This is a genomic window from Futiania mangrovi, from assembly GCF_024158125.1.
GTDB lineage: Bacteria > Pseudomonadota > Alphaproteobacteria > Futianiales > Futianiaceae > Futiania > Futiania mangrovi.
This window is the reverse complement of sequence record NZ_JAMZFT010000003.1, coordinates 236,980-262,662: the sequence shown is the minus strand read 5'-3', so window position 1 is coordinate 262,662 and position 25,683 is coordinate 236,980. Positions and strand designations below refer to the sequence as shown.

20 protein-coding genes are annotated in these 25,683 nt (G+C 71.2%); 10 read left to right on the top strand and 10 right to left on the bottom strand.

Annotated features, from left to right (window positions below):
• Positions 1–83: 83 nt before the first annotated feature.
• Both NJQ99_RS13970 and hrpB read left to right on the top strand, forming a co-directional pair.
• The gene (locus NJQ99_RS13970; protein ID WP_269333486.1) at positions 84–2,444 is read left to right on the top strand and encodes an ATP-binding protein; all 2,361 of its coding nucleotides are present in this window, start codon (positions 84–86) and stop codon (positions 2,442–2,444) included.
• A gap of 52 nt (positions 2,445–2,496) precedes the next feature.
• On the top strand, positions 2,497–4,962 hold the full coding sequence (gene hrpB, locus NJQ99_RS13965; protein WP_269333485.1) for an ATP-dependent helicase HrpB: 2,466 nt from the start codon (positions 2,497–2,499) through the stop codon (positions 4,960–4,962).
• Between the two features lie 3 nt (positions 4,963–4,965).
• Here the strand turns inward: hrpB and NJQ99_RS13960 are convergent, their stop codons facing one another.
• The gene (locus NJQ99_RS13960) at positions 4,966–7,005 is read right to left on the bottom strand and encodes a S9 family peptidase (RefSeq protein ID WP_269333484.1); all 2,040 of its coding nucleotides are present in this window, start codon (positions 7,003–7,005) and stop codon (positions 4,966–4,968) included.
• A 362-nt stretch (positions 7,006–7,367) separates the two neighbouring features.
• Between NJQ99_RS13960 and selD the strand changes: the two genes are divergently transcribed.
• On the top strand, positions 7,368–9,611 hold the full coding sequence (gene selD / locus NJQ99_RS13955) for a selenide, water dikinase SelD (protein WP_269333483.1): 2,244 nt from the start codon (positions 7,368–7,370) through the stop codon (positions 9,609–9,611).
• A 6-nt stretch (positions 9,612–9,617) separates the two neighbouring features.
• On the opposite strand, the gene mnmH is transcribed toward selD, so the two are convergent.
• The 3 genes from mnmH to NJQ99_RS13940 all read right to left on the bottom strand — a co-directional run bounded on the left by mnmH (position 9,618) and on the right by NJQ99_RS13940 (position 11,615).
• Entirely contained in the window at positions 9,618–10,676 is a 1,059-nt protein-coding gene (gene mnmH, locus NJQ99_RS13950; RefSeq protein WP_269333482.1) for a tRNA 2-selenouridine(34) synthase MnmH, read from the bottom strand.
• Entirely contained in the window at positions 10,673–11,086 is a 414-nt protein-coding gene (gene msrB, locus NJQ99_RS13945; protein ID WP_269333481.1) for a peptide-methionine (R)-S-oxide reductase MsrB, read from the bottom strand. Before msrB ends, mnmH begins: the two co-directional genes overlap by 4 nt.
• A gap of 73 nt (positions 11,087–11,159) precedes the next feature.
• The gene (locus tag NJQ99_RS13940) at positions 11,160–11,615 is read right to left on the bottom strand and encodes a MaoC family dehydratase (protein ID WP_269333480.1); all 456 of its coding nucleotides are present in this window, start codon (positions 11,613–11,615) and stop codon (positions 11,160–11,162) included.
• A 216-nt stretch (positions 11,616–11,831) separates the two neighbouring features.
• On the opposite strand from NJQ99_RS13940, the gene NJQ99_RS13935 reads away from it, so the two are divergent.
• A complete protein-coding gene (locus tag NJQ99_RS13935) occupies positions 11,832–12,236 on the top strand; it encodes a response regulator (RefSeq protein WP_269333479.1) in 405 nt (134 codons plus the stop codon).
• A 99-nt stretch (positions 12,237–12,335) separates the two neighbouring features.
• Here the strand turns inward: NJQ99_RS13935 and NJQ99_RS13930 are convergent, their stop codons facing one another.
• Positions 12,336–12,968, bottom strand: a complete 633-nt coding sequence (locus NJQ99_RS13930; RefSeq protein WP_269333478.1) for a flavin reductase family protein — start codon at positions 12,966–12,968, stop codon at positions 12,336–12,338.
• A 299-nt stretch (positions 12,969–13,267) separates the two neighbouring features.
• On the opposite strand from NJQ99_RS13930, the gene NJQ99_RS13925 reads away from it, so the two are divergent.
• Positions 13,268–13,810, top strand: coding sequence for a GNAT family N-acetyltransferase (locus tag NJQ99_RS13925; protein ID WP_269333477.1), 543 nt, complete (start codon positions 13,268–13,270; stop codon positions 13,808–13,810).
• Positions 13,811–14,204: 394 nt separating this feature from the next.
• Positions 14,205–14,867, top strand: coding sequence for a Crp/Fnr family transcriptional regulator (locus tag NJQ99_RS13920; protein ID WP_269333476.1), 663 nt, complete (start codon positions 14,205–14,207; stop codon positions 14,865–14,867).
• Here NJQ99_RS13920 and NJQ99_RS13915 read toward each other — a convergent pair.
• From NJQ99_RS13915 to NJQ99_RS13900, 4 genes are read right to left on the bottom strand one after another with little or no spacing between them, the layout of a single operon-like run.
• The gene (locus NJQ99_RS13915) at positions 14,864–16,939 is read right to left on the bottom strand and encodes a hypothetical protein (protein ID WP_269333475.1); all 2,076 of its coding nucleotides are present in this window, start codon (positions 16,937–16,939) and stop codon (positions 14,864–14,866) included. The genes NJQ99_RS13920 and NJQ99_RS13915 overlap by 4 nt on opposite strands.
• Positions 16,940–19,834, bottom strand: a complete 2,895-nt coding sequence (locus NJQ99_RS13910; RefSeq protein ID WP_269333474.1) for a DUF4159 domain-containing protein — start codon at positions 19,832–19,834, stop codon at positions 16,940–16,942.
• Between the two features lie 7 nt (positions 19,835–19,841).
• Positions 19,842–20,780, bottom strand: a complete 939-nt coding sequence (locus NJQ99_RS13905) for a DUF58 domain-containing protein (RefSeq protein WP_269333473.1) — start codon at positions 20,778–20,780, stop codon at positions 19,842–19,844.
• A 22-nt stretch (positions 20,781–20,802) separates the two neighbouring features.
• Positions 20,803–21,813: an AAA family ATPase gene (locus NJQ99_RS13900; RefSeq protein ID WP_269333472.1), complete on the bottom strand. Its 1,011-nt coding sequence runs from the start codon at positions 21,811–21,813 to the stop codon at positions 20,803–20,805.
• A 145-nt stretch (positions 21,814–21,958) separates the two neighbouring features.
• On the opposite strand from NJQ99_RS13900, the gene NJQ99_RS13895 reads away from it, so the two are divergent.
• Genes NJQ99_RS13895 through NJQ99_RS13880 form a run of 4 tightly spaced genes read left to right on the top strand, consistent with a single transcriptional unit; the run spans position 21,959 to position 24,733 of the window.
• Complete coding sequence (locus NJQ99_RS13895) at positions 21,959–22,561, top strand: DUF1285 domain-containing protein (RefSeq protein WP_331283342.1); 603 nt, start codon at positions 21,959–21,961, stop codon at positions 22,559–22,561.
• Positions 22,558–23,208: a CoA pyrophosphatase gene (locus NJQ99_RS13890; RefSeq protein ID WP_269333471.1), complete on the top strand. Its 651-nt coding sequence runs from the start codon at positions 22,558–22,560 to the stop codon at positions 23,206–23,208. The genes NJQ99_RS13895 and NJQ99_RS13890 overlap by 4 nt, the downstream gene beginning before the upstream one ends.
• Positions 23,205–23,483 carry a DUF6111 family protein gene (locus NJQ99_RS13885; RefSeq protein WP_269333470.1) on the top strand — a complete coding sequence of 93 codons (279 nt, stop codon included), beginning with the start codon at positions 23,205–23,207 and terminating at the stop codon, positions 23,481–23,483. The genes NJQ99_RS13890 and NJQ99_RS13885 overlap by 4 nt, the downstream gene beginning before the upstream one ends.
• A complete protein-coding gene (locus tag NJQ99_RS13880; RefSeq protein WP_269333469.1) occupies positions 23,480–24,733 on the top strand; it encodes a CCA tRNA nucleotidyltransferase in 1,254 nt (417 codons plus the stop codon). The genes NJQ99_RS13885 and NJQ99_RS13880 overlap by 4 nt, the downstream gene beginning before the upstream one ends.
• Here the strand turns inward: NJQ99_RS13880 and hemF are convergent.
• Entirely contained in the window at positions 24,699–25,601 is a 903-nt protein-coding gene (gene hemF / locus NJQ99_RS13875; RefSeq protein ID WP_269333468.1) for an oxygen-dependent coproporphyrinogen oxidase, read from the bottom strand. The genes NJQ99_RS13880 and hemF overlap by 35 nt on opposite strands.
• Positions 25,602–25,683 lie beyond the last annotated feature (82 nt).

Genomic DNA, 25,683 nt, shown 5'->3' with positions numbered 1-25,683 from the left:
GTGCGCGCATCAAAAGCGCAATCGAACCTTAACCTTGGCAACCTAGGGTCGTTACCCCGGACCCAGATTGAACGAGGGATGAGGTGGCGCGCAAGCTGTCCCAGTGGATCGAGACCAGGCTCTGCGGCAATGCGCTGGCGGATATTGCACCGGCAGGTTCGCCGGAGCGGGATGCGGTCGAGCACGCGCAGATTCGGGCATTCCGGGAGAATTCGCCCTATCTGACGCTCGCCGGAATCATCAACATGATCGCGGTGATCGGCGTCTTCTCGAGCGCGGCCCCCGCCTGGATGGTCTTCGTGCTGCCGGGCCTGATCGGGGGGTTGTCGTTCTCCCGCCTGGTGACGCTGTTCCAGCGGCGGCCGAAGCCTGCGCAACGTCCGACGCCGGAGGCGCGCGTGCGCAACGCGCGCTCCCGCCTGAAGGCGCAGGTCTACATGACGGTGACCGGCGTCCTCTGGGGCGTCTGGATGTTCATGCTGGCCGGCTACGGAAACGAGATCGAGCTGCTGTTCCTGTGCGTCGTGGCGTGCGGGATCGCTGCGGGCGGCATGTACGGTCTGTTCACCCTGCCGCTGGCTGCCCTCGGTTTCACGGTGCCGGCGGTCGCGCCGGTGCTGTTGCGGATGATGACGAGCGGTTCCCCGCTGCTCATGGTCACGAGCCTGATGGGCGCGATGTTCCTGATCGTGCTGGTCTTCGCGATGCGCGGGATCTTCTCCAACTTCGTGAGCGCGTCGGCGGGGCGCGAGATGGTCGCGCGCAAGAACCGCGAGATCGAGGATCTGCACGCCGACTACCTGGCGACCGCGTCCGACTGGATCTGGGCGAGCGACCCCCAGCACCGGCTGACCTACATGACGCACAAGATCACGGAGCTGACGGGGATCGAGCCCAGCTCGCTGATCGGACGTTCCCGCATCGACTTCCTGCTGAAGGACACGGACTGCCCGGAGTTCAAGGCGCATCTCGACGACCTGGACAACCGGCGGCCGTTCAAGAACTTCGTCTATTGCTACAAGCGCCCGGACGGGCAGCGGCTCTGGTTCTCGGTCTCGGGCAAGCCCGTGTACGACGAGGCAGGCACGTTCCAGGGCTACCGGGGCACGGGCACCGAGGTTTCCGCCCGCATGGAGGCGGAGGCAGCCCGCGACGCGGCGGAGGCCGAACTGCGCAAGGCCAACGAGGAGCTGGAGCAGCGCGTGGAAGAGCGCACCGCCGCCCTGGCCCAGCGCGAGGCGGAACTCGAGGCAGCCAATCTGGAGCTGACGGAGGCGCGCGACGCGGCGCTCGAGGCGGCGAAGGTCAAGGCGCAGTTCCTCGCCACCATGAGCCACGAGATCCGCACGCCGATGAACGGTGTCCTGGGCATGGCGGAGCTGCTGCGCGAATCCCGGCTGAACGCACGCCAGAAGCGGTTCGTGGACATCATCCTGCGGTCCGGGCGCGGCCTGCTGGAGATCATCAACGACATCCTCGACCTGTCGAAGATCGAGGCCGGCAAGATGGAGCTGGAGGCTACCGACTTCGACCTGCACGAGGCGGTGACCGACGTCATCGACCTGTTCGGGGAAACCGCACGCAGCAAGGGGCTGGAACTCACGCTCGACATGACCGACGAGGTGCCGCAGCACGTGAGCGGCGACACCGTCCGCCTGCGCCAGGTGCTGACGAACCTCATCTCCAACGCCCTCAAGTTCACGGGCGAGGGGGGCGTGCACGTGGCGGTTTCGCAGGATGCCGACGATCCGTTCGGGGTCGTCTTCAGCGTGCGTGACACCGGCATCGGCATGAGCGAGGACGCGCTGGGCCGTATCTTCGAGGCCTTCACCCAGGCCGAGCAATCCACGACGCGGAAGTTCGGGGGAACGGGCCTCGGGCTCACCATCTCGCGCCAGCTGGTCGAGATGATGGGGGGCGACATCGGGGTGGAAAGCCGCGAGGGTGAGGGGTCGCGCTTCTGGTTCACCGCGCGATTTGCCGAGGCAGGGGCGCTGGCCGCGGCACTGGAGACTGCAGACGGGCGCGACGGCACGTCGGCGGGAGCCGCCGCTGGCCTCGGCGGGATGCGCGTTCTGGTGGCCGAGGACAACCCCGTCAACCAGGTCGTGGCGCTGGAAAGCCTTGCCATCCTGGGCATCGACGCGGACATCGTCGAGAACGGCCGCGAGGCGGTTCAGGCGGTGGCGCGCGAGCGCTATGACGTGATCCTGATGGACATGGAGATGCCCGAAATGGACGGGCTGACGGCGGCCCGCGAGATCCGCGCCGCGCTGAACGGCGCGAAGGGTGCGAAGATCATCGCCATGACCGCGCACGACGGCGAGGAAGAGCGCCAGAAGTGCCGCGATGCCGGCATGGACGACTATATCTCCAAGCCCTTCAGCCTGGCGCGCCTGCGCGAGACGCTGGAGCGCTGGATCCCGCAGGACAAGGCCGCCTGACGCGGGGGTATGGCTTGCGCCCGGCGCGGCGCTTCGCCACATTCGGCGCCCCATGAGCCGCCATCTTCCCGTAGACGACGTCCTTCCCGAACTGCTGGCCGCGCTCGACGCGCGCACCGCGGCGGTGCTGGTCGCGCCTCCGGGGGCCGGCAAGACGACGCGGGTACCGCCGGCGCTGCTGGGCGCGAGGTGGGCGGGGGAGAGCCGCATCCTGATGCTCGAACCGCGGCGCGTGGCCGCGCGCGCCGCCGCCCGGCGCATGGCCGCCGAGCGGGGCGAGGAGGTGGGCCAGACCGTCGGCTACCGCGTGCGCATGGACGCGAAGGTCGGTCCGCGCACGCGCATCGAGGTGGTGACGGAGGGTGTCTATCTCCGGATGGTCCAGGACGACCCCGCGCTCGACGGCGTGGCGGCGGTGATCTTCGACGAGATCCATGAGCGCACGCTGGACGGCGACCTCGCGCTCGCGCTGACGCTCGACGCGCGCGCGGGACTCTGCCCGGAGGTGCGCGTGATCGCCATGTCGGCGACGGTCGACGGTGCAGCGGTGGCGGATCTGCTGGAGGACGCGGCCCTGATTGAGGCGGAGGGGCGGGCCTATCCGGTCGAGACGCGCTATCTGGGGCGCGATCCCGCAGCGCGTATCGAGATGCAGGTCGCGGACGCGGTGTGCAAGGCGCTCTCGACGGAACGGGGCAGCGTGCTCGCCTTCCTGCCCGGACAGGCGGAGATCGCGCGCACCGCGCGGGCGCTGGCGGAGCGGGGCCTGCCCGGGGACGTGGACCTTGCGACGCTCATGGGCACGCAGGATGCGCGCGCGCAGGACGCCGCGATCCGGCCCGCGCCAGAGGGCCGGCGCAAGGTGGTGCTGGCGACCGCGGTCGCCGAGACGAGCCTGACCATAGAGGGGGTGCGCGTGGTCGTGGACAGCGGGCTTTCGCGCGTGCCGCGCTACGAGCCCGCGACGGGCCTCACGCGCCTCGAAACCGTGCGGGTGAGCCGGGCGTCGGCGGATCAGCGCCGGGGGCGGGCGGGCCGGACGGAGCCGGGCGTGTGCTACCGCCTGTGGGACGCTGCGCAGACGCGCGCGTTGGTCGCGGAGACACGGCCGGAAATCCTCGAAGCGGATCTGGCTCCACTGATGCTCGACCTTGCGCGCTGGGGGGTGAGCGATCCGGAGGCCTTGCGCTGGCGGGACGCACCGCCCGAGGCCGCGGTTGCGGAAGCGCGGGCGCTGCTGGAACGCCTGGGCGCAGTCAACGCGGATGGGCGGCTGACGGCGGAGGGGCGCGCGCTCGCCAGCCTGCCGCTGCATCCGAGGCTTGCGCACATGGTCCATGCGGCGGCGGGCGAGGGGGAGGCGGGGCTTGCCGCGCTGATCGCCGCGATCCTGAGCGAGCCGGGCCTCGGCGGGCGCGACACCGACCTGCGGCACCGGATAGAAGCGGTGCTGCGGGACCGCGGAACCCACGCGCAAGGCGCAAGAACGCAAGCGGATCGTTGGGCGAAGGCAGCGGGCGGACGCTCCGAAGGGCGCATGGATGTGACCCGCGCGGGCTGGCACCTGGCGCGCGCCTATTCCGACCGGGTGGCGCTAGCGCGACCCGGGCGGGCGGGGGAATTCCTGCTCGCCAACGGGCGGGGCGCGCGGGTCGAGGAAACGGACGCGCTGGCGCGGGAGGGCGCGCTGGCGGTCGCGGACGTGACGGGGAGGGCGGAAGCGGCGCGGATCCGGCTCGCGGCCCCGCTTGGCGCCCAGGACATCGCGCGGCTCTTCCCCGACCGGATCGAGACGGTGGACGAGGTCGCGTGGGGCGCGCGCGAGGGGCGGCTGAGAACCGCGCGGGTCACGCGCTACGGTGCGCTGCGGCTGGGCGAGGCGCCGCTCGCCAAGCCAGCCCCGGAGGCGGTGGCGCATGCGCTGGCCGAGGCAATCAGGGACGCGGGCGCCGATGCGCTGCCCTGGACCGCGGAGACGCGAAGCTGGCGCGACCGGGTGATGTTCCTGCGCGCAGGCACGGCCGGGGACTGGCCGGATCTGTCGGACGACGGGCTGCTCGCCACGCTCGAGGACTGGCTGGGGGCGGAGCTTGCGCGGCTGCGGCGGCCGGGAGATCTGACGGCGGGCGCGTTTGCGCAGGCGCTGAAGGCCTGCCTCGACTGGACGCAGGGGCAGCGGCTGGAGGCGGAAGCGCCGGCGTTCCTGGAGACGCCCGCGGGCGGGCGGGCGCGCATCGACTACGCGGCGGAGGCGGGACCGACGGCGGAGGTGCGCGTGCAGGAGCTTTACGGCCTCGACCGCCATCCGGCGGTGGGGCGGGCGCGCATCCCGCTGGTGCTGGCGCTGACCTCGCCCGCCGGACGGCCGATCCAGGTCACGCGCGACCTGCCGGCGTTCTGGGCAGGCTCATGGGCGGATGTGCGCAAGGACATGCGCGGACGCTACCCCAAGCACGACTGGCCGGAAGACCCGGCGAACGCCGCCGCGCACCGGGGCGCGAAGCGGCGCAAGCCCTGAGCCTTACGCCTTGCCGGCAACCTTCAGGACGAAGGCGTATTTCAGCGCGACCTCGCGGAGATATTCGAAGCGGCCCGACTTGCCGGCGTGGCCCGCCTCCATGTTGGTCCTGAGCAGAAGGAGACGGTCGCCGGTCCTCCGCTCCCTCAGGCGGGCGACCCATTTCGCGGGCTCCCAATAGGTCACGCGCGGGTCGGTGAGACCGGCGGTCGCGAGGATGTGCGGATAGTCCTGCGCGGTCACGTTCTCATAGGGGCTGTAGGAGGCGATGTAGGCGCGCGCGGCCGCATCCTCGATGGGGTTGCCCCACTCCGGCCACTCCGGCGGGGTGAGCGGCAGGGACGGGTCCGACATGGTGTTGAGCACGTCGACGAAGGGCACGTCCGCCACGATGCCGAGGAAGAGGTCCGGCGCCATGTTGGCGACCGCGCCCATCAGCATCCCGCCCGCCGAGCCGCCGTGCGCCACGATGCGCCCGCGCGCGGTGATGCCCTGTTCGGCCAGCGCCTCGCCCGCCGCGATGAAGTCGGTGAAGGTGTTCTTCTTGTTGAGAAGTTTCCCCTCGCGGTACCAGCGGTAGCCCTTTTCCTTGCCGCCGCGGATGTGCGCGATGGCGTAGACGAAACCGCGGTCGACGAGGGAGAGGCGGTTGGCGTTGAACGCCGCCTCCATCGAATTGCCGTAGGAGCCGTAGCCATAGAGCAGGCAGGGCGCGGTGCCGTCGAGCGGCGTGTCCTTGCGGTAGAGAAGGGAGACGGGCACTTCCTCCCCGTCGGGTGCGCGGGCGTGGATGCGCCGCGTGACATAGGCCGCCGAGTCGTGGCCCGACGGGATCTCCTGCACCTTGCGTCGCACGCGGGTGCGCGCGTCCATGTCGTAGTCGAAGACCGACAGGGGCGTCGTCATGGAGGAATAGGCGAAGCGCAGCTCGTCCGTGCCGAACTCGAGCGAGGGGACGAGCATGAGGTCGTAGGCGTCCTCGTCGAACGCGATAACGTGCTCGCGCCCGTCGCGCAGGTCGCGCACCACGGCGCGCGGCAGGGCGTCCACCATCTCCAGCCGGACGAGGTGGTTCGCAAAGACCATGTGGCGCTGGATCAGGCGGCCTTCCTCGTGCGGGACGAGATCGCCCCAATGCGCCTGCTGCGGCCGGTCGACGGGCGCCTCGGCGATCTTGAAATCCTCAGCCCCGTCCGCGTTCGTGAGGATCAGCAGGCGGTCGCCGTGATGCTCGACCGCGTAGCGGTGGCCCGCGACGCGCGGCGCGACGAGGACGGGGCTCGCGTCCGGCCGGTCGGCGGGGATGAGGCGGACCTCGCTCGTCTCGTGGTCGTGGGCGTCGATCACGACGAAGCGGCCCGAATCCGTGCGGCCCACGCCCAGGAAGAAGCCGGGATCGGTCTCCTCGTAGACGAGGCGGTTCTCCTCCATGCCGAGCCGGTGCGCCCAGACGCGGCAAGGGCGATGGTTGTCGTCAAGCTCGGTCCAGAACAGCACCTCGCCCGCCGCGTCCCAGGCGAAGGAGCCCGACGCATGCTCGATCACGTCGGTCAGCAGCTTGCCGGTCGCCGTCTCGATCACGTGAAGCTCGTAGAACTCCCCGCCCGTGAAATCGACCGCATAGGCGAAGAGGCGATGGTCGGGCGAATGCTCCACGGCGATGACGCGGCAGAAGGCGCGCCCCTCGGCCAGCGCGTTCTCGTCGAGCAGGATCTCCTCCGGCCCGTCGAGCCCGCGTGTGCGGCAGTGGAGGGCGTAGTCGCGGCCCGCCTCGAACCGCCGGTAGTAGTAGAAGGCGCCGTCGCGGGCGGGGACGGAGCTGTCGTCTTCCTTTATCCGGGCCTTCAGTTCCTCGAAGAGCGCCTCCTGAAGGTCCGCAGTGTCGGCCAGGGCGGCGTCGACGCGGGCGTTCTCGGCGTCGAGAAAGGCGCGGATGTCGGCTTGCAGGACGGCGGGGTCGCGCATCACCGCCTGCCAGTTCGGGTCGCGCAGCCAGGCGTATGCGTCGGCGGCGGTCGCGTCGGGACGGGGGGCGGTGGACATGGGGGAAACCTCTGCTGCCGGGACGGCTCGTTGTGCGGGTCTCCAGATATGACCGGGCGGGGCGCGCGTCAAATCGCGGGGGGATGGCGATCCTTCCGATGTGTCGTCCCCGGGCTTGTGCCGGGGATCCATGCGCGGGGCGTTGGCGGGTCGAGAGAGACGGTTGCCTGCGGTGTCGCGTCAGATGCGGGCGTGGTTGTTCATGGATGCCCGGGACAAGCCCGGGGATGACGGGAGAAAGGGGGATGACGGGAGAGAGGCGCGGGACATGGGGGCTGGCAAATCGGCGCGCGGGGACTAGAGTGCGGGCCGCCGGGGGGCGTTCGTTGAAACCCGTTGCAGACCTGTTGGCCGGAGCCGCCATGCAAAGCCAAGCGCCGATCGTGAGGGACCTCGTGCTCGTGGGCGGGGGGCATGCGCATGTCGGTGTGCTGCGCCGCCTCGCCATGAAGCCGATGCCGGGCGTGCGCATCACGCTGATCAACCGCGACGCCATGACGCCCTATTCGGGGATGCTGCCGGGCTATGTCGCCGGGCACTACACCCACGACGAGTGCCACATCGACCTCGTTCCGCTGTCGGCCTTCGCGGGCGCGCGCTTCGTGGAGGCGGAGGCGACGGGCCTCGACCCCGAACGGCGGCTGGTGCACCTGAAGGACCGGCCCTCCATCGCCTACGACCTCGTGTCGCTGAACCTGGGCTCGGCACCCTCCTTCCAGGGCGTGCCGGGGGCGGCGGAACACACGACGCCGGTCAAACCCATCGCGGGCTTCGTGCAGCGCTGGCAACGCATCCTCAAGCGCGCGGGAACCACGGGGGAGCCGCTGAAGATCGGCGTCGTGGGCGGAGGCGCGGGCGGGGTCGAGCTGATCCTCGCCATGGCCTACCGGCTGCGGAGGGAGCGGGCAAAGCGCGGGCTCGACGCCGATGCGTTGAGCTTTCAGCTGATCCAGGGGGCCAAGACGCTGCTGCCGACACACCCGGACGGCGTGCGCGAGAGGCTGAAGGCGAAGCTGAAGGAACGCCGCATCGAGGTCTTTCGCGGCTGCCGCGTCGTGCGGGCCGAGGACGGCGCGCTGATCGCCGAGAACGGCGCGCAGTTCGACCTCGACGAGGTGCTGTGGACGACGCAGGCCGGCCCCGCGCCCTGGCTGGAGGATACGGGCCTCGACGTCGACAAGCGCGGCTTCGTGACCGTGCAGGCAACCTTGCAGTCCACAAACTATCCCAATGTGTTCGCGGCGGGCGACGTGGCGCACGTGCTGGAACATCCGCGCGAGAAGGCAGGCGTCTTCGCCGTGCGGCAGGGACCGCCGCTCGCCGACAACCTGGCACGCGTGCTGCGCGGAGAGACGCCGAAGCCCTTCAAGCCGCAGACGTCCTTCCTGACGCTGATCTCCACCGGCGACACATACGCGGTGGGCGCCAAGGGGCCGCTGGTCTTCGCAGGAAGCTGGGCGTGGACGCTCAAGGATTACATCGACCGGAAATTCATGCGCCGCTTCAACGAGTTGCCGGAGATGGAGGCGGAAGCGCCGGACCTGAAAGGCGCGGCTGCCGGCGTTGCGGAGGCGCTGGGCGAGGGGATGCGCTGCGGCGGCTGCGGGGCGAAGGTCGGCGCGCGGGTGCTGAGCCGGACGCTGGGGGCCTTGAGGCCCGTGCCGCGCACCGACGTGCTGGCCGGCATCGGGGACGACGCCGCGGTGCTGACCGTGCCCGAGGGCTGCGTCCAGGTGCAGACGGTCGACCATTTCCGCGCCTTCCTCGACGATCCCTATTTGTTGGGCGAGATCGGCGCGCTGCACGCCATGAGCGACGTTTGGGCGATGGGCGCCGCGCCGCAGGCAATCTTTCCCATGGTCACGCTGCCGCCGATGACGCCGGAGAAGCAGGAGACGACGCTGGCCGAGATCATGGCGGGAGTGGCGGCGGCGGCGAAGCGCGCGGGCGCGGCCATCGCGGGCGGGCACACGGCGGAAGGGGCCGAAATGGCCATCGGCTTCGCGGTCACGGGCCTTGCCCCGCGCGACCGGGTGATGGGCAAGGCAGGGGCACGGCCCGGCGACGCGCTGATCGTGACGAAGCCTATCGGGACGGGCGTGATCCTGGCCGCCAACATGGCCGGAAAGGCGAAGGGGCGCTGGCTGTCGGCCGCCATCGCGGCGATGCGGCAGAGCAATGCAGAGGCCGCGCGCGCGCTTCTGAAGAACGGGGTGCACGCGCTGACCGACGTGACGGGCTTCGGGTTGGCCGGGCATTTGAGCGAGATGCTGCACGCGGGCGGCGTGGCGGCCGACGTGGAGGTGGAGGCGGTGCCCCTGCTGCCCGGTGCCGAAACGCTGGCCGGGGCGGGCGTGCGCAGCACCCTGTTGCCGGAGAACAAGCGGATCGCGCGCGGCATCGGCGCGGACGAGGCGCTGCAGGCATCCGCACGCTACGACCTGCTGTTCGATCCGCAGACCGCGGGCGGCTTGCTGGCGGCGGTGCCCGAGGACCGGGCGGGCGAGGCGATGGCGGCGCTGGAGGCGGCGGGCGCCGCCGGTGCGGCGATCATCGGGCGGGTCGTGGCAGCGCGCGTCGGCAGCCCGCGCATCGTGCTGGGCTGAGGGCGGTCAGGCGGGCTCCCGCACGCTGTCCCTCAGCCGGGCGGCAAGCGCCGCAAGGGTCGCGGGAGAAAGGTCGGGAACGTCGATGCGGCCCGCGAAGGTCCGCCCCTCGCGCCGCAGCGAGCGGCGGTAGGCGGGGTCGTAGTGCTCGACCAGCAGCGCCTCGACCAGGGTGGGCCATTGCCGCGTGGCAATGAGCGCGCGCCAGCGGTCGAGCGTCTCGTGACCGTGCATCGCGGCGAGGGGCGCCAGCGTCTCCGCCACGCGCTCGGGCATCTCCAGGAAATAGGCATAGTCGTCGAGGATATGGGCGACGCGGGCGGGGAGGGGGGCGGCGATCTCCACTACCGGGGCGGCCTGCATAGCGGCCCAGACGGCAGGCGGCACGGTCAGGTTGCCGACCTTGCTCGATTCCGATTCCACCCAGATCGTGCGGCCGGGTTCGACCGCGTCGAGGGCGGCGAGGATGCCGCTCTCGAACATCTTCTGCGCGGGCTGCGGTGCGGTCGGGTGACGGCCGAGCAGCGAACCCTTGTGGTTGGCCAGGCCTTCGAGATCGAGCACGGGCTCTCCCGCCTCGGCAAGCGCGTGCAGCAGGCGCGTCTTGGCGGTGCCGGTCAGCCCGCCGATCACCCGGAAGCGCCAGCCGGGGCGGTCCTCGTAGAGCCGTTCGGTCACATGGCGGCGGTAGCGGCGGTAGCCGCCGTCGAGCACGCACACGCGCCAGCCGATGGCGGCGAGGATCGTGGCCATGGAACCCGACCGCTGCCCGCCGCGCCAGCAATAGACGAGGGGGCGGTAGCCGCCGTCCTTCTCCGCGAAATGGGCGTCGATATGCGCCGCGATGTTGCGGGAGATGAGGGCGGCACCCAGCTTGCGCGCGGCAAAGGGGCTTTCCTGCTTGTAGATCGTGCCGACGCGCGCCCGCTCCGCATCGTCGAGCACGGGCAGGGAAATCGCGCCGGGAATATGGTCCTCGGCGTATTCGGAGGGGCTGCGGACGTCGATCACCTCGTCATGGGGCGAGGTGTCGAGATCGTCCGTGAGCGTCGGCGTGCGTGTCACTCCCCCGCGGGCTCCAGCTTGAGCGCGTGCCCGTTGATGCAATAGCGCAGGCCCGTCGGCGCGGGTCCGTCGGGAAAGACATGGCCCAGGTGCGCGTCGCAGCGCGCGCACAGCACCTCCGTCCGGCGCATGAAGAGCTTGCGGTCTTCCTTTTCGGCGATCGCGCCGGGGGAAACCTTGTCATAGAAGCTCGGCCAGCCGGTGCCGGAGTCGAACTTCGTCTCGGACGAGAAGAGCGGCGCGCCGCAGCAGACGCAGGCGTAGGTGCCCTTCTCCTTGCTGTCCCAGTAGGGACCGGTAAAGGCGCGCTCGGTGCCCGCCTCGCGGGTGATGCGGTACTGATCGGGCGTCAGCAGCTGGCGCCACTCCGCATCCGTGCGGGAGACCTTGGCGTCGGTCGTGTCGGTCATGTGGTCATGCTCCTCGAAGCGCGTGCGTTCCGATACCAGGGGACATAGGGTGCCGGTCCCGTCCTGTCAGGGGTCAGGGATAGACGAGCGTCAGAACCTCCGCCACCAGCGCGGGGCGGTCGCCGCCCTCGATCTCGACCGTCACCTCCTGGGTAAGCTGGCGGGCGGGACCGCGCGCCTCGATCCCCTTCAGCGTGACGCGGGCGCGCACGCGGCTGTCGACCGGCACCATGGAGGTGAAGCGCACCTTGTTGGAGCCGTAGTTGATGCCCATGCGCGCATAGCCGTGCTTGACTACCTGACCCATCAGCAGCGGCAACAGCGAGAGCGTGAGATAGCCGTGCGCGATGGTCGCCCCGGTCGGCAACTCCTCGCGCGCACGCACCGGATCCACGTGGATCCACTGGTGGTCGCCCGTCGCGTCGGCGAAGGCGTTGATCCTGTCCTGGTCGATGGTCACCCAGTCGGACACGCCCAGTTCCCTGCCCACGAGGCTGTCCAGCTCCTCCATGCTCTCGATCACGCGCATCCCGTTCCGTCTCCCTTTGCTTGCCGGGCGCTTCGGCCCTTGTCCGGTGCCTTCGAGATAAGCCCGCCCGAGGTGCCCCGTCCAGCAATCTCGCGCGCGCCGGGGCCGTTTAACCCGGCGTTAAACGTCCAATTCTAATTTCATTGCCGAGGTTGGCGAAACGGGGCGCGCCAGCGGGCGGCCTGAACTGGCGGGGAACTCTTGGTGGCGATCGCAATGGAAAGTCAGCAAAACGGCGAACTCTCTGGCGTGCGTGTCCTTCTGGTAGAGGACAATCCGGTCAACCAGATCGTGGCGCAGGAAAATCTCCTGGCGCTCGGCTGCAACGTCGACCTGGCCGACGACGGCCTGATGGCACTCGACCGCTGGCAGTCGAACACCTACGACATCATCTACATGGATTGCGCGATGCCCAACATGGACGGGCTGCAGGCGACGCGCGAAATCCGCAGGCGCGAGCGCGAGCAGGGCCCGGAGCGGCACACGACGATCGTGGCGCTGACCGCCCATTTCCAGAAAGAGAACCGCGACGAGTGCTTCGAGGCGGGCATGGACGACTTCATGACCAAGCCGTTCACCCGCGACGAGCTGAAGCAGATGCTGACGCGCTGGACGAGCTGACCCGAGCCCGGGCTTCTCTGCCGGCGCGCACGGCCGGCAGACCGAAAGCGCCCGCCACGGATACGTTCCGCGGCGGGCGTTTCGTTTTCGCGGTGGGAATCAGGCGCCGTTGCCGCCGCCCTTCGGACGCTGGATCGAGAACACCTCGTCGATCACGGCATAGTCCATGTAGCCGAGGCGCGCGATCGGACGGATGCTGGGCACGTCGACGAGCCCGTCCTTGATGACCGCGTCGTCGATGTGGATGCCGATCACCTCGCCGATGACCATGAGGTTCTCATGCCCTTCCGAGGTACAGGGCAGTTCGACCGTCTTCCAGGTCCGGCATTCGAAATGCACGGGCGAGGCGGCGATGCGCGGCGGCTTCACCAGGCGGGATGGAGCGAGCGCAAGACCGGTTTCCGACGGCTCGCTCACGCCGTAGTCGTAGGGGGCGGAGGACTGGTTCATCTCCATCCGCAGATCCCAGGTGGCGATGTTGAAGACGAACTCTCCCGTCTCGACCGCGTTGCGCGCGGTGTCCTTGGACGGGCCGTGGACCTCCTTCTTGCTGTTGGAGGTGAACATCACCATCGGCGGCTGGTCGGCGACCGCGTTGAAGAAGCTGTAGGGCGCGAGGTTGACGCGGCCGGCGCCGTCGACCGTCGAAATCCAGCCGATCGGGCGCGGCACGACGCACGCCTTGAACGGATTGCGCGCCAGGCCGTGCGGTTGAGACGTCTCGTAGAACATGGAGCTTGCTTCCCCCGGTGTTGGTTTTTGTCCGACGAGTACCATGGCGCGAATGGACGCGCTGGCAAGAGCGTGATATGCAGCAAAGTCCAAGGGGCAGGGTTGCCCTGTCGAGGAAGTGTCATGTCCGTGTGCCCGGTGACATCGCGACGACGACCCACAGGCCGGAGCGCACGCTCCGCCGCCTGACGCCGTCACCTGCGCGCGTCCGCGCCCGTGCCGGTCCTTCGCGACGATCCCCTGATGCGGCCGCCTGTTGCGGCAGTGTGACCGCCGATGCCGACACGGACACGAACCCCATGTCTCACATGAGTCCCGAACTGCCGGAACACGCCGGCGCTGTCGAAGATCTGCTCGACCTGTGCTTCGGGCCGGGCCGCTATGCCAAGACCGCCTACCGCCTGCGCGAGGGGGTGGAGCCGGTCGAGGGGCTGTCCTGGCTATGGATCGACAATGGCGAGGTGCAGGGCACGATTCGCTACTGGCCGGTGCTGATCGGTGGCAAATGGCCGGCGCTGATGCTCGGCCCGCTCGCCGTGCTGCCGCGGCTTCAGGGCACGGGCATCGGGCGGGCGCTGATGCGTCACACGCTCGACCTCGCGCGCGAGATGGGGCATGAGCGGGTCATGCTGGTCGGCGACGAGCCCTATTATGCGCGCGTCGGCTTCAGCCGGGCGGCGGGAAAGGGGCTCGACATGCCGGGGCCCGTGGATCATTCGCGGCTGCTTGCGCTGGCACTGGCCGAGGGCGCGATGGACGGCGTCGCCGGCATGATCGGCAAGCCGCTTTCCACCTCGAAGCCCGCCGGTGCGTCCGCGAAGGGTGTGTCCGACGCGGCGTGAGACCGGGCTTGAGAAACGGGCTCCGGGGATGACGGTCTTGCAATTGTGCTGTCCCCGGCCTCCGTGCCGGGGACCCATGCCCGGGGCGGCGATGAGCAGATGAAAGGCCGTGCAACACCCCCTCACCCTCGCTCACTGACGTTCGCTCTTCCCTCTCCCCCTCCGCGAGGGGGAGAGGATGGCAAGGGCGCGAGCCCGGACCGGGTGAGGGGGAGGTGGCGAGGCGGTGGCGAGGTTCGAGATGTCTCGAAATCGTCGATGCTCATGGATCCCCGGGACAAGCCCGGGGATGACAGGCATGGGGTGCGCGCCGCGGTTGGCCGCTGGCGGCGGAGCGGATAGCATACAGTCGAACGTGCCCGCCCGGGTGCGTGAACGGGACGAGGCGCGCGGCATGACGGAGCAGATGCCCTGGCCCGAGTTCGTGGGCTATGTTGCGTCCGGTCTGGTGTTTCTGACCTTCTGCATGAAGACCATGATCCCGCTGCGCCTGATCGCCATCGGGAGCAATGTGGCGTTCATCGTCTATGGCTTCGCAGCCGGTCTCATGCCGATCCTGGTGCTGCATGGTGTGCTGCTGCCGCTCAACGCGATGCGGCTGGCGCAGATCTACCGCATGACGCGCGCGGTGAAGCGGGCGGCGACGGAGGAGATTTCCTTCGAGTGGCTGCTGCCCTTCGCCAAGGAGGAACGGCGCGCGGCGGGCGAGGTGCTGATGCGCAAGGGCGAGATCGCCGACCGGATGTACTTCATCCTGGACGGCGAGGCGGAGGTCGTGGAGGTCGGCCAGACCGTGGGGCCGGGCACGCTGATCGGCGAGGTCAGCCTGTTCGCGCAGGACAGGCGCCGCACGGCGACGATCCGGTGCCGGACGAACGTGCGCCTCGCTTATGTCACCGAGGCGCAGGTGCAAGCGCTCTATTACCAGAATCCGAAGTTCGCCTATTACCTGATCCGACTGGTGACGCAGCGGCTGGTCGAGCAGGTCCGCCACCTCGAAAACGGTGCGGCACGGGCCGAAACCGCGCCTGTCCGTTTGGAAGAGGCGGCCGACTAACGCCCTTCGACCCGCCAGCAGACCATGGCGAGCGCGATGGCCAGCGCCATGGCGAGCGACGGCGGCAGAAGCGGCGTCTCGCGCACGTCGGTGACGCGGTAGCGGCCGCGCTCCACGAGGCCGAACCAGCCCGCCGGACCGGCCGAGCCGGACGGCGCGCGTCCCTCGGCCACGCGGCGCAGCGCGGGCACGCCTTCGTTCGCGCGTTGCAGCCCGCCGCCGGTCGCCTGCGCGACGGGGGCGAGCGTTTCCAGCGTGGAGATGGGGGAGGCGAACTCCTTCGGGTTGAGCGTGGCCACGGCGAGCACGGTGCGCGCCTCGCCGCTGGCGAAGCGGTAGAGGCCGAACGCCTCGATGGGAAGGCTGCCGCGCCAGGTGCCGGGGGCGGTCGGGTCCTGCGTCAGCGGAACCTCCGCGACCTCGCCCGAGGGCAGCGTGACCTCGGCGGGCGGCGCGGTGTCGGCCATGGTGTGCCGCTCGATGGCGATGGTGTCGCCCGCGCGGGCGGCGGAGATACGCTCCTCCTCGAGGTCAGGCTCCTGCATCAGCCAGTGCGAGAGACGGCGCAGAAGCTCGGCCTGCGGGCCGCCGCCCTCGTAGCCGCGCGCCCAGAGCCACGCCTGGTCGGAGAGAAGCTGCGCGACGCGCCCCTCGCCCACGCGGTCGAGGATGAGGAGCGGCCGTTCGCCCGCACCCTCGGGCGCGGCCGACATGAGCACCTCGCCCGCGAGCGCGTCGGCCTCGATCAGGCGGAACCAGCGGCCCCATGCAGGCTCGGCCCCCACGGGCGGGCTCAGCGGCTGGGTCACGGGATGGCGGCGGCCGGTCTCCGTCACCTGCGGGCGGAAGCCGCCCTGCATCTCGCGCCCAGTCGGCGCGCTGGGCAGGATCGCGGCCACCGGCGTGCGGTGCAGGCTGCTCGGCCCCGCATAGGCGGGCCCCGTGGCGATCAGCAGCGCCCCGCCGCGCTCGACGTACCCGGCAATGTTGTCGAGGTAGAGCATGGGCAGCACGCCGCGCCGCCGGTAGCGGTCGAAGATGATCAGGTCGAACTCGTGCAGCTTGGTCGAGAACAGCTCGCGCGTCGGGAAGGCGATCAGCGACAGCTCCCGGATCGGCGTGCCGTCCTGCTTCTCCGGCGGGCGGAGAATGGTGAAATGCACGAGGTCGACCGAGGGGTCGGCCTTCAGGAGGTTGCGCCACACGCGCTCGCCCAGATAGGGCTCACCCGACACCAGCAGGACCCGCAGCCGGTCGCGCACGCCGTTCACGACGAGGGCGGCGCGGTTGTTGACGGCGGTGATCTCGCCCTCGATCTCCGGCACCGAAAGCTCGACCGCGGTCGGCCCCGCGTGGTCGATGGGGGCGAAGACGGTCGTCTCGGTGCCGATGCGGACCGGCTGCTCGGCGCGGATCTCGCCGTCGACGCGGATCGTCACGCGCGTGATCCCGCGCGAGGCGGTTCCGTGGTCCTCCACGCGGACGGTGAGGGCGAGCGGCTCCCCCACGATGCCGAAGCCGGGCGCGGTGACGAGGGTGAGGGCGCGGTCGCGCTCCCCCTCCTCGCCGGTGACGAGGGCGTGCACGGGGAAGCCGAGAGCGCCGGGTACGTCCGGCACGTCGTGGACCGCGCCGTCGGTCACGAGGATCGCGCCCGCGACGCGCGCGCGGTCGGTGTCGGCAAGGGCGGTATCGAGCGCGGAGAAGAGGTGCGTGCCGTCCTCGCGCGCGCCCGTCACCTCGACCGTGCGCACCTCCAGCGCGCCCAGCGCGGAGAGACGGTCGGCAAGGCCCGCCGCGGCGGCATCGGTCTGGGCCGTGCGGTCGCCCAGCCCCTGGCTCGCCGTGCGGTCGACGAGAAGGACCGCGATGTCGTCGAGGCTCTCGCGCGTTTCGCGCACCAGCAGCGGCCCGGACAGAAGCGCGATCAGCACCGCGAGCAGGCCCGCCCGCGCCCATCCGCCGCGCGCGCGCCGCGCGATCAGCCAGCCCGCCAGCAGCAGCGCCGCGGCGCACGCGGCCCACAGCACGGGCCACGGCAGGAGGGGATCGAAGGCAAGGCCCGTCGTCATCTATTGCCCCAGCCGTTCCAGAAGCGCCGGTACATGGACCTGGTCGGCCTTGTAGTTGCCGGTGAGCGCGTACATCACGAGGTTGACGCCGAAGCGGTAGGCAAGCTCCCGCTGGCGCTCGCCGCCCGGCACGACGCCCGCGAGCGGCCGCCCGCTGCGGTCGGTCGCCCAGGCCGCCGCCCAGTCGTGGCTGCCGATCACGATGGGCGAGACGCCGTCGTTGGTGGCGCCGGTGCTTCCCGCGTCCTCAAGTTCCGTTCGGTTCTCCTGCGCGGCGACCCAGACCTGGCTGCCGGTGTAGCGTCCCGGAAACTCCTGCAGCAGGTAGAAGGCCTTGGTCAGCACGTGGTCGTCGGGTACCGGCTCCAGCGGCGGCAGGTCGAGCCCGCCCAGAAGCTGGCGCAGCGCCTGCGTCGCCGGGGTCGCGCCCTGCCCGAGGCTGTAGATCGGTGCGATCTGCGCGTCGCGCGTGTCGAACAGAACCATGCCGCCCGTGCGCATGTAGTCGTCGAGGCGCTTCAGCGCCGCGTCGCTCAAGGGGCCCTGGGTCGGCAGCACGGGCCAGTAGATGAGCGGATAGAAGACGAGGGGGTCGCTTTCCGGGTCGACGGCGACGGGGTCTTCGCCCTCGACCGAGGTGCGGGCCGCCAGCACGCGGGTGAGCGCGGCGAGGCCGGCCTCGGTCAGTTCGTCGACCTCAGGATCGCCGGTGCGGACATAGGCGAGGCGCACGTCGAGGGCGGCGGCGAGCGCCGTGGCGTCGTCCGCCTGCTGTGCCGATGCGGGGGGTACGGGCGCGAATGTCACGCCCGCGCCAAGCGCCGCCGCGAGCGCGAGGACCGCCGCGCCACGCGGCACGGGGCGGCGCGCGCCGGGGTGCAGGCCGCGCAGGATCATGCCGAGGAGCGTGTCGACGAGCGCGAGCGCGAGCGCGGCGGCCAGCAGCCACGGCCCCAGCGCACGCTCGGCGCCCGTGGCATAGGGTATGCGCTGGTAGATCTCGATGACGGAGGGCAGGGGCGTGAGGGCCGCACCGGGCGCGAGCGCGTTCATGGCGCGGGTGGCGCCGCCGCCTTCCGCCGCGTAGAGGCCGGGCGGTGCGGCGAGGCTCGGCGGCTCTGCGAACGCGGTGACGGGGACCGAGGCGGGCGCGCCATCCACGGGCGAGAGCCCGCCGCGCTCGTCGAGCGCGGTGGCAAGGCGGAAGCGGCGCGCCTCCGCCGCCGCGGGCGTGGCGGTTCCCGACGCGGCGGGGGAGGTGGCGGGGCCTGACGCCGCGGCGGTCACGCCGGGCGCGATGTCGACGAGGCGCTTGAGCATGGCGGGATAAAGGCCCGAAAGCGGCAGCGCCGACCATTGCGTGTTGGCGGTGACATGGACGAGGACGAGATGGCCCTGGCCGCGCGCCTCTCCCGTCACCAGCGGCGTTCCGTCGGCGAGCCGTGCCCACGTCTTCTGCGGCAGGTCGGGCGCGGGCTCGGCCAGCACCTGGCGGGAGACGCTGACGTCGCCCGGAACCTCGAGCCCGGTGAAGGGGGAAGTGTCGTCGAAGGGCTGAAGCTCCTGCGCGCGCTCCCACGTCAGCGCGCCGCCCAGCGCGCGGCCGCCGCCGCGCAGGCGCACGGGCAGCAGCGCGTCGTTGCCGGCGGCGATCTGGCCGGCTTCCGCCGCAGCGAGGCGGGGACCGGCGAAACGCACCAGCACGCCGCCTCGGGCGATCCAGTCTTCCAGCGCCTCGACCTCCGACGGCACGAGGCGGCCCACGTCGGCGAGCACGATCATGTCGGGGGCGGACGTCGCGGCCAGCAGGGCGTCGAGGTCGCCGCGCATCACCCGGGCGACGGGCTCCAGCGCCTTTTCGAGATAATAGAGGTCGGAGAGGAGCGGCTGGGCCGCCTCGATCGCCCGGCCCGACACGATGCCGACGGTGCGGCGCTGCCAGCGGTCGTCGATCAGAAGCCGCGCGCCCGTGGTGGCAAGGCCCGCGATCTCGAACCGCACGATCTCGTTGCGCAAGGCCAGCGGCAGGTCGAAGGCGGCCACGGCCTCGCTCTCGCCGTCGGCGAAGGCGGCAGGCGCGCTCGCCGCGATGCGGGGGGTGGCGTCGGGGCCGGACTGGGCGACGGCATGGACGGTCAGCGTCTCCGCCCCGCCGCCCGCGCGCACCGCGCGGACCTGTGTCGCCGCCGCGCTCGCCTCCTCGGGCGCGCCGGGGGCGAGGGCGCGGGGGGTCTCGCCCGGTTCGGGCGCGACCAGTGTCACCCGGCCCAGTTGCGACAGCGCGCTTGCCGCCGCGCGGGCCTGGCCGTGGTCGAGGCCGTCGGAGAGCCAGACGATGTCGGCGCGCGGTCCGCCCTCCAGAACCTCCGTGAGGCGGGCGGCAGCGGCGGCACGGTCGGGCAGGAGCGGTTGCGGCTCCAGCGCGGCGAGACGGGCGCGCGCTTCCGCCACGGTTTGCGGACCGGCGGGCAGCGGCGTCTCGCGCGGGGCGGTGCCGAGGAGGTGGACGGTGCGGCCCGTTTCCGCGGCCTCGGCGATGCGGGCCTCTGCCATGGCGCGGCGGGCTTCCCAATCCTGCGCGGCGGTCCAGCCGTCGTCGATCAGCACCACGAGCGGCCCCTCGCCGCCCAGCCGGGCGACGGGGTTCAGGACCGGCGCGGCGAGCCCCAGGATGACCAGCGCGGCGATGACGAGGCGCAGGAGCAGCAGCCACCAGGGGGTGCGCGCGCTCGACCGCTCCTCCTCCTTAAGCCCGAGGTAGAGACGCAGGGCCGGGAACCACGCCTCGCGCGGGGCGGGCGGCGTGATGCGCACGAGCCACCAGATCACCGGCAGGGCGGCAAGGCCCAGCAGCACCCAGGGCGAGAGGAAGGCGAGGGGGCCGAGGCTCAGCATCGCGCCCTCACGCCCGGGCCGAGAGCCGCGCGCCCGACAGCGCGGCATAGAGCGAGAGCAGCGGGACCTCCGGCGCGGTGTCGGTGCGATGCACGGCGAAGGTCCAGCCTGCGTTGCGGGCGAGCGTGGCGAGTGCATCGCGGTGCGCGGCGCGGCGGGCCTCGTACTTCTCCGCTAGGCTTTCGGGGCGTTCGAGAATGAGGTCGAGTGCGCCCTCCACGTCGCGGAAGCGGGTGCGGCCGCGGAAGTCGGGCGCTTCCTCCACCGGATCGGCGATCATCAGCAGGTGGCCCGCGACGCCGCGCGCGGCATGGGCGCGGACCACGCCGGCGACGGCGTCGGGATCGGTCAGGAAGTCGCCGGTGAAGACCGCGCGGCTGAACCGGGGGAGCGGAAGGGCGGGCGGCACGCTCTGCCCCCGGCTCGGCCCCATCAGCGTCTCCAGCACGCGGTCGAGGGCGGCACGGCCGGTGAGCGGGCGCGCCTCGCCCCCGGCATGGCTGATGAGGCCCACGCGCTCCCCCCCGCGCAGGAGCAGCGAGGTCAACGCAAGCGTGAGGAGCCCGGCGCGGTGGCCCTTCTCCGGCAGCTTCTCCGAGGAGCGCCAGGCCATGGAGGCAGACCGGTCGCACCAGAGCCAGACGGTTTCCGCCGCCTCCCACTCGTTCTCGCGGACATAGAGGCGATCGGACTTGGCGGACTGGCGCCAGTCGATGGCGGTCGCGGGATCGCCCGCGCGGGCGTGGCGGTACTGCCAGAACGTCTCCCCCATGCCGACGCGGCGCCGCCCGTGCACGCCTTGCGCGACGGTTGCGGCCACGCGCTCGGCCTCCACCAGCAGGGGCGGCAGGCGGGCGCCCAGCGCCTCGGCCTCGGCGCGCAGGGGGCGCGCGTCCTCCGGCCCGAGGGGGCGTCCGGCGGGTGCGTCGGGAGAGGGGAGTGCCATCGCGCCTTCGTCCGCCCAGGCGTCAGCGCAAGGGCGCGAGAAGACGGCCGATCAGGGCGTCGAGCGTCTCCCCCTCGGCGCGGGCGGCGTAGTTCAGCGCCATGCGGTGGCGCAGGATCGGCGGGGCAAGCGCGATCACGTCGTCGATGGAGGGCGCAAGCCGCCCGTCGAGCAGCGCACGCGCGCGCACCGCGAGCATCAGCGCCTGTCCGGCGCGCGGCCCCGGACCCCAGGCGAGGTGGGCGCGCACGGGCTCGGCCGCGGTCTCGTCCTCCGGCCGGGCGGAGCGGACGAGGGAGACGATGGCGTCCACCACGCTCTCGCCGATCGGCAGGCGGCGTACGAGGCGCTGCGCAGCCATCAGTGTTTCCGGATCGAGCGCGGCCTCGGCCACGGGCTCGTGGTCGCCGGTGGTCTGGAGCAGCATCGCCCGCTCCGCCGCGAGGCTGGGGTAGGTCACGTCGATCTGCAGCAGGAAGCGGTCCAACTGCGCCTCGGGCAGGGGGTAGGTGCCCTCCTGCTCCAGCGGATTCTGGGTCGCGAGCACGTGGAACGGGCGCGGCAGGTCGTAGCGCTGGCCGGCGACGGTCACGTGCGCTTCCTGCATCGCCTGGAGGAGCGCGGACTGGGTGCGCGGGCTCGCCCGGTTGATCTCGTCCGCCATCAGCAACTGGCAGAAAACGGGACCCTTGATGAAGCGGAACACCCGCTCGCCGGTCTGGGTTTCCTCCAGCACCTCCGCGCCCGTGATGTCGGCGGGCATGAGGTCGGGCGTGAACTGGATGCGGCCCGCGTCGAGACCGAGCACCGTGCCGAGCGTGGTCACGAGCTTGGTCTTGGCAAGCCCCGGAACGCCGACGAGCAAAGCGTGGCCGCCCGCGAGAAGGGTGATGAACGTCTGCTCGATGACGTCGCGCTGGCCGACGATGACGCGGTCGACCGCATCGCGGGCACGGGCGAGCCGCGCGGCGATGGCATCGACCTCGGCAACCTCTGCGGCGGCGCGGGCATCCTGGCTTGCGTGGTCGGACATGCTGGGCTTCCCTGTAAACCGGTCACCGAACACCATATATTGCCCCATGAAGCGCCGGAAAGGCGAAGCCGCAACCGAAGCGGCGAGGGACCGCCGGCGCGGGGGCGAAGCGGACCTCATCAGGCAAGGGGATTAAGGCGACAGCGTGTCTGGAACTGACCAAAAGACGGACGCACCCGCAGGGCTCGACGGGCTGGCGCGGGCGGCAAGCGCCAATGCGGAAAAGGGCCTGCCGCCGGTGCACCTGTGGAACCCGGAGTATTGCGGCGAAATCGACATGCGCATCGCGCGCGACGGCCTCTGGTTCTACCAGGGCACGCCGATCGGGCGGGAGCGGCTGGTGCGCCTGTTCTCGACCATCCTGCGCAAGGAGGACGACGGCTCCTATGTGCTGGTGACGCCGGTGGAGCGCGTCGGCATCGAGGTGGAGGACGTGCCCTTCGTCGCGGTCGATGTGGAGGCGAAGGGCGAGGGGCGCGCGCAGACGCTGACCTTCCGCACCAATGTCGGCGATTTCGTCACGGCGGACGCGGACCACCCGATTCGCATCGAGAAGGACCCGGAGACGGGTGAGCCCACACCTTACGTGCTGGTGCGGGCGCGGCTGGAGGCGCGGGTGAACCGGGCGATGTTCTACTACCTCGTCGACTACGGCACGGTGGAGGAGAAGGACGGTGCGCGCCTCTTCGGCGTGTGGAGCGGGGGCGTGTTCTTCCCCTTCGCGCCGGCCCGGGAGCTCGGCCTTTGAGGGGCGCGCGCGCGGGCGCGTGGCGGGGGCGGATCGAGCGTGCGCTCAAGGCGCGGCCGCCGGCTGCGACGAGCGATTACGACCTCAATCCGTCGGCTGCGCGCTTCGCGCCCGACAGCCTGCGCGACGCAGCGGTGCTGGTGCCCGTCGTGGAGCGGGCGCACGGGGCGACCGTGATCCTGACGCGGCGGACGGACCATCTGCCCTCGCATGCAGGCCAGATCGCGTTCCCCGGCGGCAAGGTCGACCCGGAGGACACCGACGCGGTAGCCGCGGCCCTGCGCGAGGCGGAGGAGGAGGTGGGTCTTTCCCGCGCCCATGTCGAGGTGGCGGGGCTGCTCGACTTCTACGTGACGGGTACCGGCTTCCGCGTGACGCCGGTGCTGGGCTTCGTCGACCCGGGCGTGCGGCTGGTTCCCAATCCGCACGAGGTGGCGGAGGTGTTCGAGGCGCCGCTCGACTTCCTGATGAACCCGGCCAATCACGAACGCCACGCCCGCGACTGGCAGGGCGAGCGGCGGGAATATTACGCGATGCCCTGGCAGGGCTATTATATCTGGGGCGCGACCGCGGGCATGCTGCGGGGTCTGGCGCTGCGAATGGCGGAAACGGAGCCGGCGGGCGCGGGGGAGGCGCAAGGGACATGATTCGGGTTGCGTTCAACATCGTCCTCTTCCTCCTGCCGTTCGTGGTCTACTGGCTTTGGCTGAAGTACGCGCGCGCCCGCGGGAAGGGCCCCGACGAGGTGACGAACCGGCACATTGCGGCGCTGGCGGCAGCGGGGCTGGTGCTGGGCGGGCTGGGGTTCTGGCTGATCGGGCACGGGGATTCCTCGGCGCCCAAGAGCGTCTACGTCCCGGCGCGGATCGAGGACGGAAAGCTCGTCCCCGGACGCTTCGAACCGGTTCAGGAGAGGCAATGAGGATTGCCGGCGACTGGCTGGAGGCGACCGCGACGCGCGAGGTGATGGCGGCACTGGCGGCGGACGGCGGCAAGGCGCGCTTTGTCGGCGGATGCGTGCGCAACGCGCTGCTGGGCGCGGAGGTGGACGACATCGACATCGCCACGCCGCTGACCCCGGACGCGGTGATGGCCCGGGCGGAAGCCGCGGGCATCAAGTCCGTTCCGACCGGCATCGACCATGGCACGGTGACGCTGGTGAGCCACGGCCGGCCGTTCGAGGTCACGACGCTGCGCCGCGACGTGGAGACGCACGGCCGCCACGCCACGGTCGCCTATACCGACGACTGGGCGGAGGACGCGGCCCGGCGCGACTTCACGATGAACGCGCTCTATGCAGAGGCCGACGGCACGCTCGTCGATCCGCTGGGGGGGCTGGAGGACGCGCTGGCGGGGCGCGTGCGCTTCGTCGGCGACCCGCACGCCCGCATCGGGGAGGACTTCCTGCGCATCCTGCGGTTCTTCCGGTTCCATGCCTGGTACGGGAAGGGCGCGCTCGACGCGGAAGGGCTCGGCGCCTGCGCGGCGCATGTCGAGGGGCTTGGCCGCATCTCGGCGGAACGGATCGGCAAGGAAACGATGAAGCTGATGGCCGCGCGCGACCCGCGCACCGCGGTCGAAGGCATGGCGGAGACAGGCGTGCTGGCGCAGATCCTGCCCGACGCGCGGGAGGTGGAGGCGATGGCGCGCGTCGTCACGGTCGAGATCGCGCTGGACTACAACCCCGGCCCCATGCGCCGCCTCGTCGCGCTGACGGCAGGACGGACGGGCAGGCTGAAGGACAGCTTGCGGCTCTCCAACCGGCAGGCAGGGCACCTGGACGACATTCGCACGCTGGTGCCGCGGATCGACCCGCACATGGGCGAGGCGGAGGCGCGGGCAGAGATCTACCGTGCCGGCCGCGTGGTCTGGCGCGACGCTGTGGTGGCGGGCTGGGCGCTTTCCGGCGCGGACGCGGGCGATGGACGCTGGCAGGCGCTGGCGGGGCTGACGGCCTGGGAGCCGCCGGCCTTCCCGCTCAACGGCCGCGACCTGGCCGACCTCGGCGCGGCGCAGGGGCCAGCGCTGGGGAAATTGCTGAAGCGGCTGGAGGCCGACTGGATCGCGGGCGGCTTCGCGGAGGACCGCGCAGGGCTCCTGGCACACGCCCGCCGCCTGATCGAGGCGGAGGGCGGCCTCAGGGCCAGCGGACCTCGGGCGGCAGGCTCATGAGAATCGCCTCGATGTTGCCGCCGGTCTTGAGCCCGAACAGCGTGCCGCGGTCGTAGAGCAGGTTGAACTCGACATAGCGGCCGCGCCGGACGAGTTGGTGGGCGCGCTCCTCCTCGGTCCAGTCGCGCTCCATGTGGCGGCGCACGATCTCCGGGTAGACCTCGGCGAAAGCATTGCCCACCTCGCGGGTAAAGGCGAAATTGCGGTCCCAGGCCTGCCGGTCGGGCGTGTCCAGATAATCGTAGAAGATGCCGCCGACGCCGCGCGGCTCGTTCCTGTGTTTCAGGAAGAAGTATTCGTCACACCACTTTGAAAAGCGGGCATAATAATCGGGATCGTGCGCATCGCACGCGGCCTTGAGCGCCGTGTGGAAGCGGGCGGTGTCGTCCTCGTCCGGCACCATGGGCGTGAGATCCGCGCCGCCGCCGAACCAGCCCTTCGAGGTCACGATCATGCGCGTGTTCATGTGCACCGCCGGCACCTTTGGCGAGCGCATGTGCGCAACGAGGCTGATGCCCGACGCCCAGAACGGGGTCTCCGCGCTCGCGCCGGGGATCTGCCTTGCGAAATCGGGCGAGAAGTGCCCGTGCACGGTGGAGATGTTGACCCCCACCTTCTCGAACACCCGCCCGTGCATGAGCGACATCTCGCCGCCGCCCGCGTCCGACCCGTCGTCGGAGGGGCGCTGCCAGCGCCGCCGCGCGAAGCGGCCGGGCGCGAGGCCGCCATGGCGCGTGCCTTCGAGCGCGTCCTCTATCCCCTCGAACGCCGAGCAGATCCGGTCGCGCAGGGTGCGGAACCATGCGGCCGCGGCATCCTTCTCTGTCTCGCCGGGAATCCAGGCGGGGGCGGGGGGCTGGTCGGTCATCGCAAGACGGCTCCTTCAGACGGCATCCGGGTGCCGTTCATGTCGCACAGCGCGCGCGTCCATGCCATACTCCGCCGCGCGC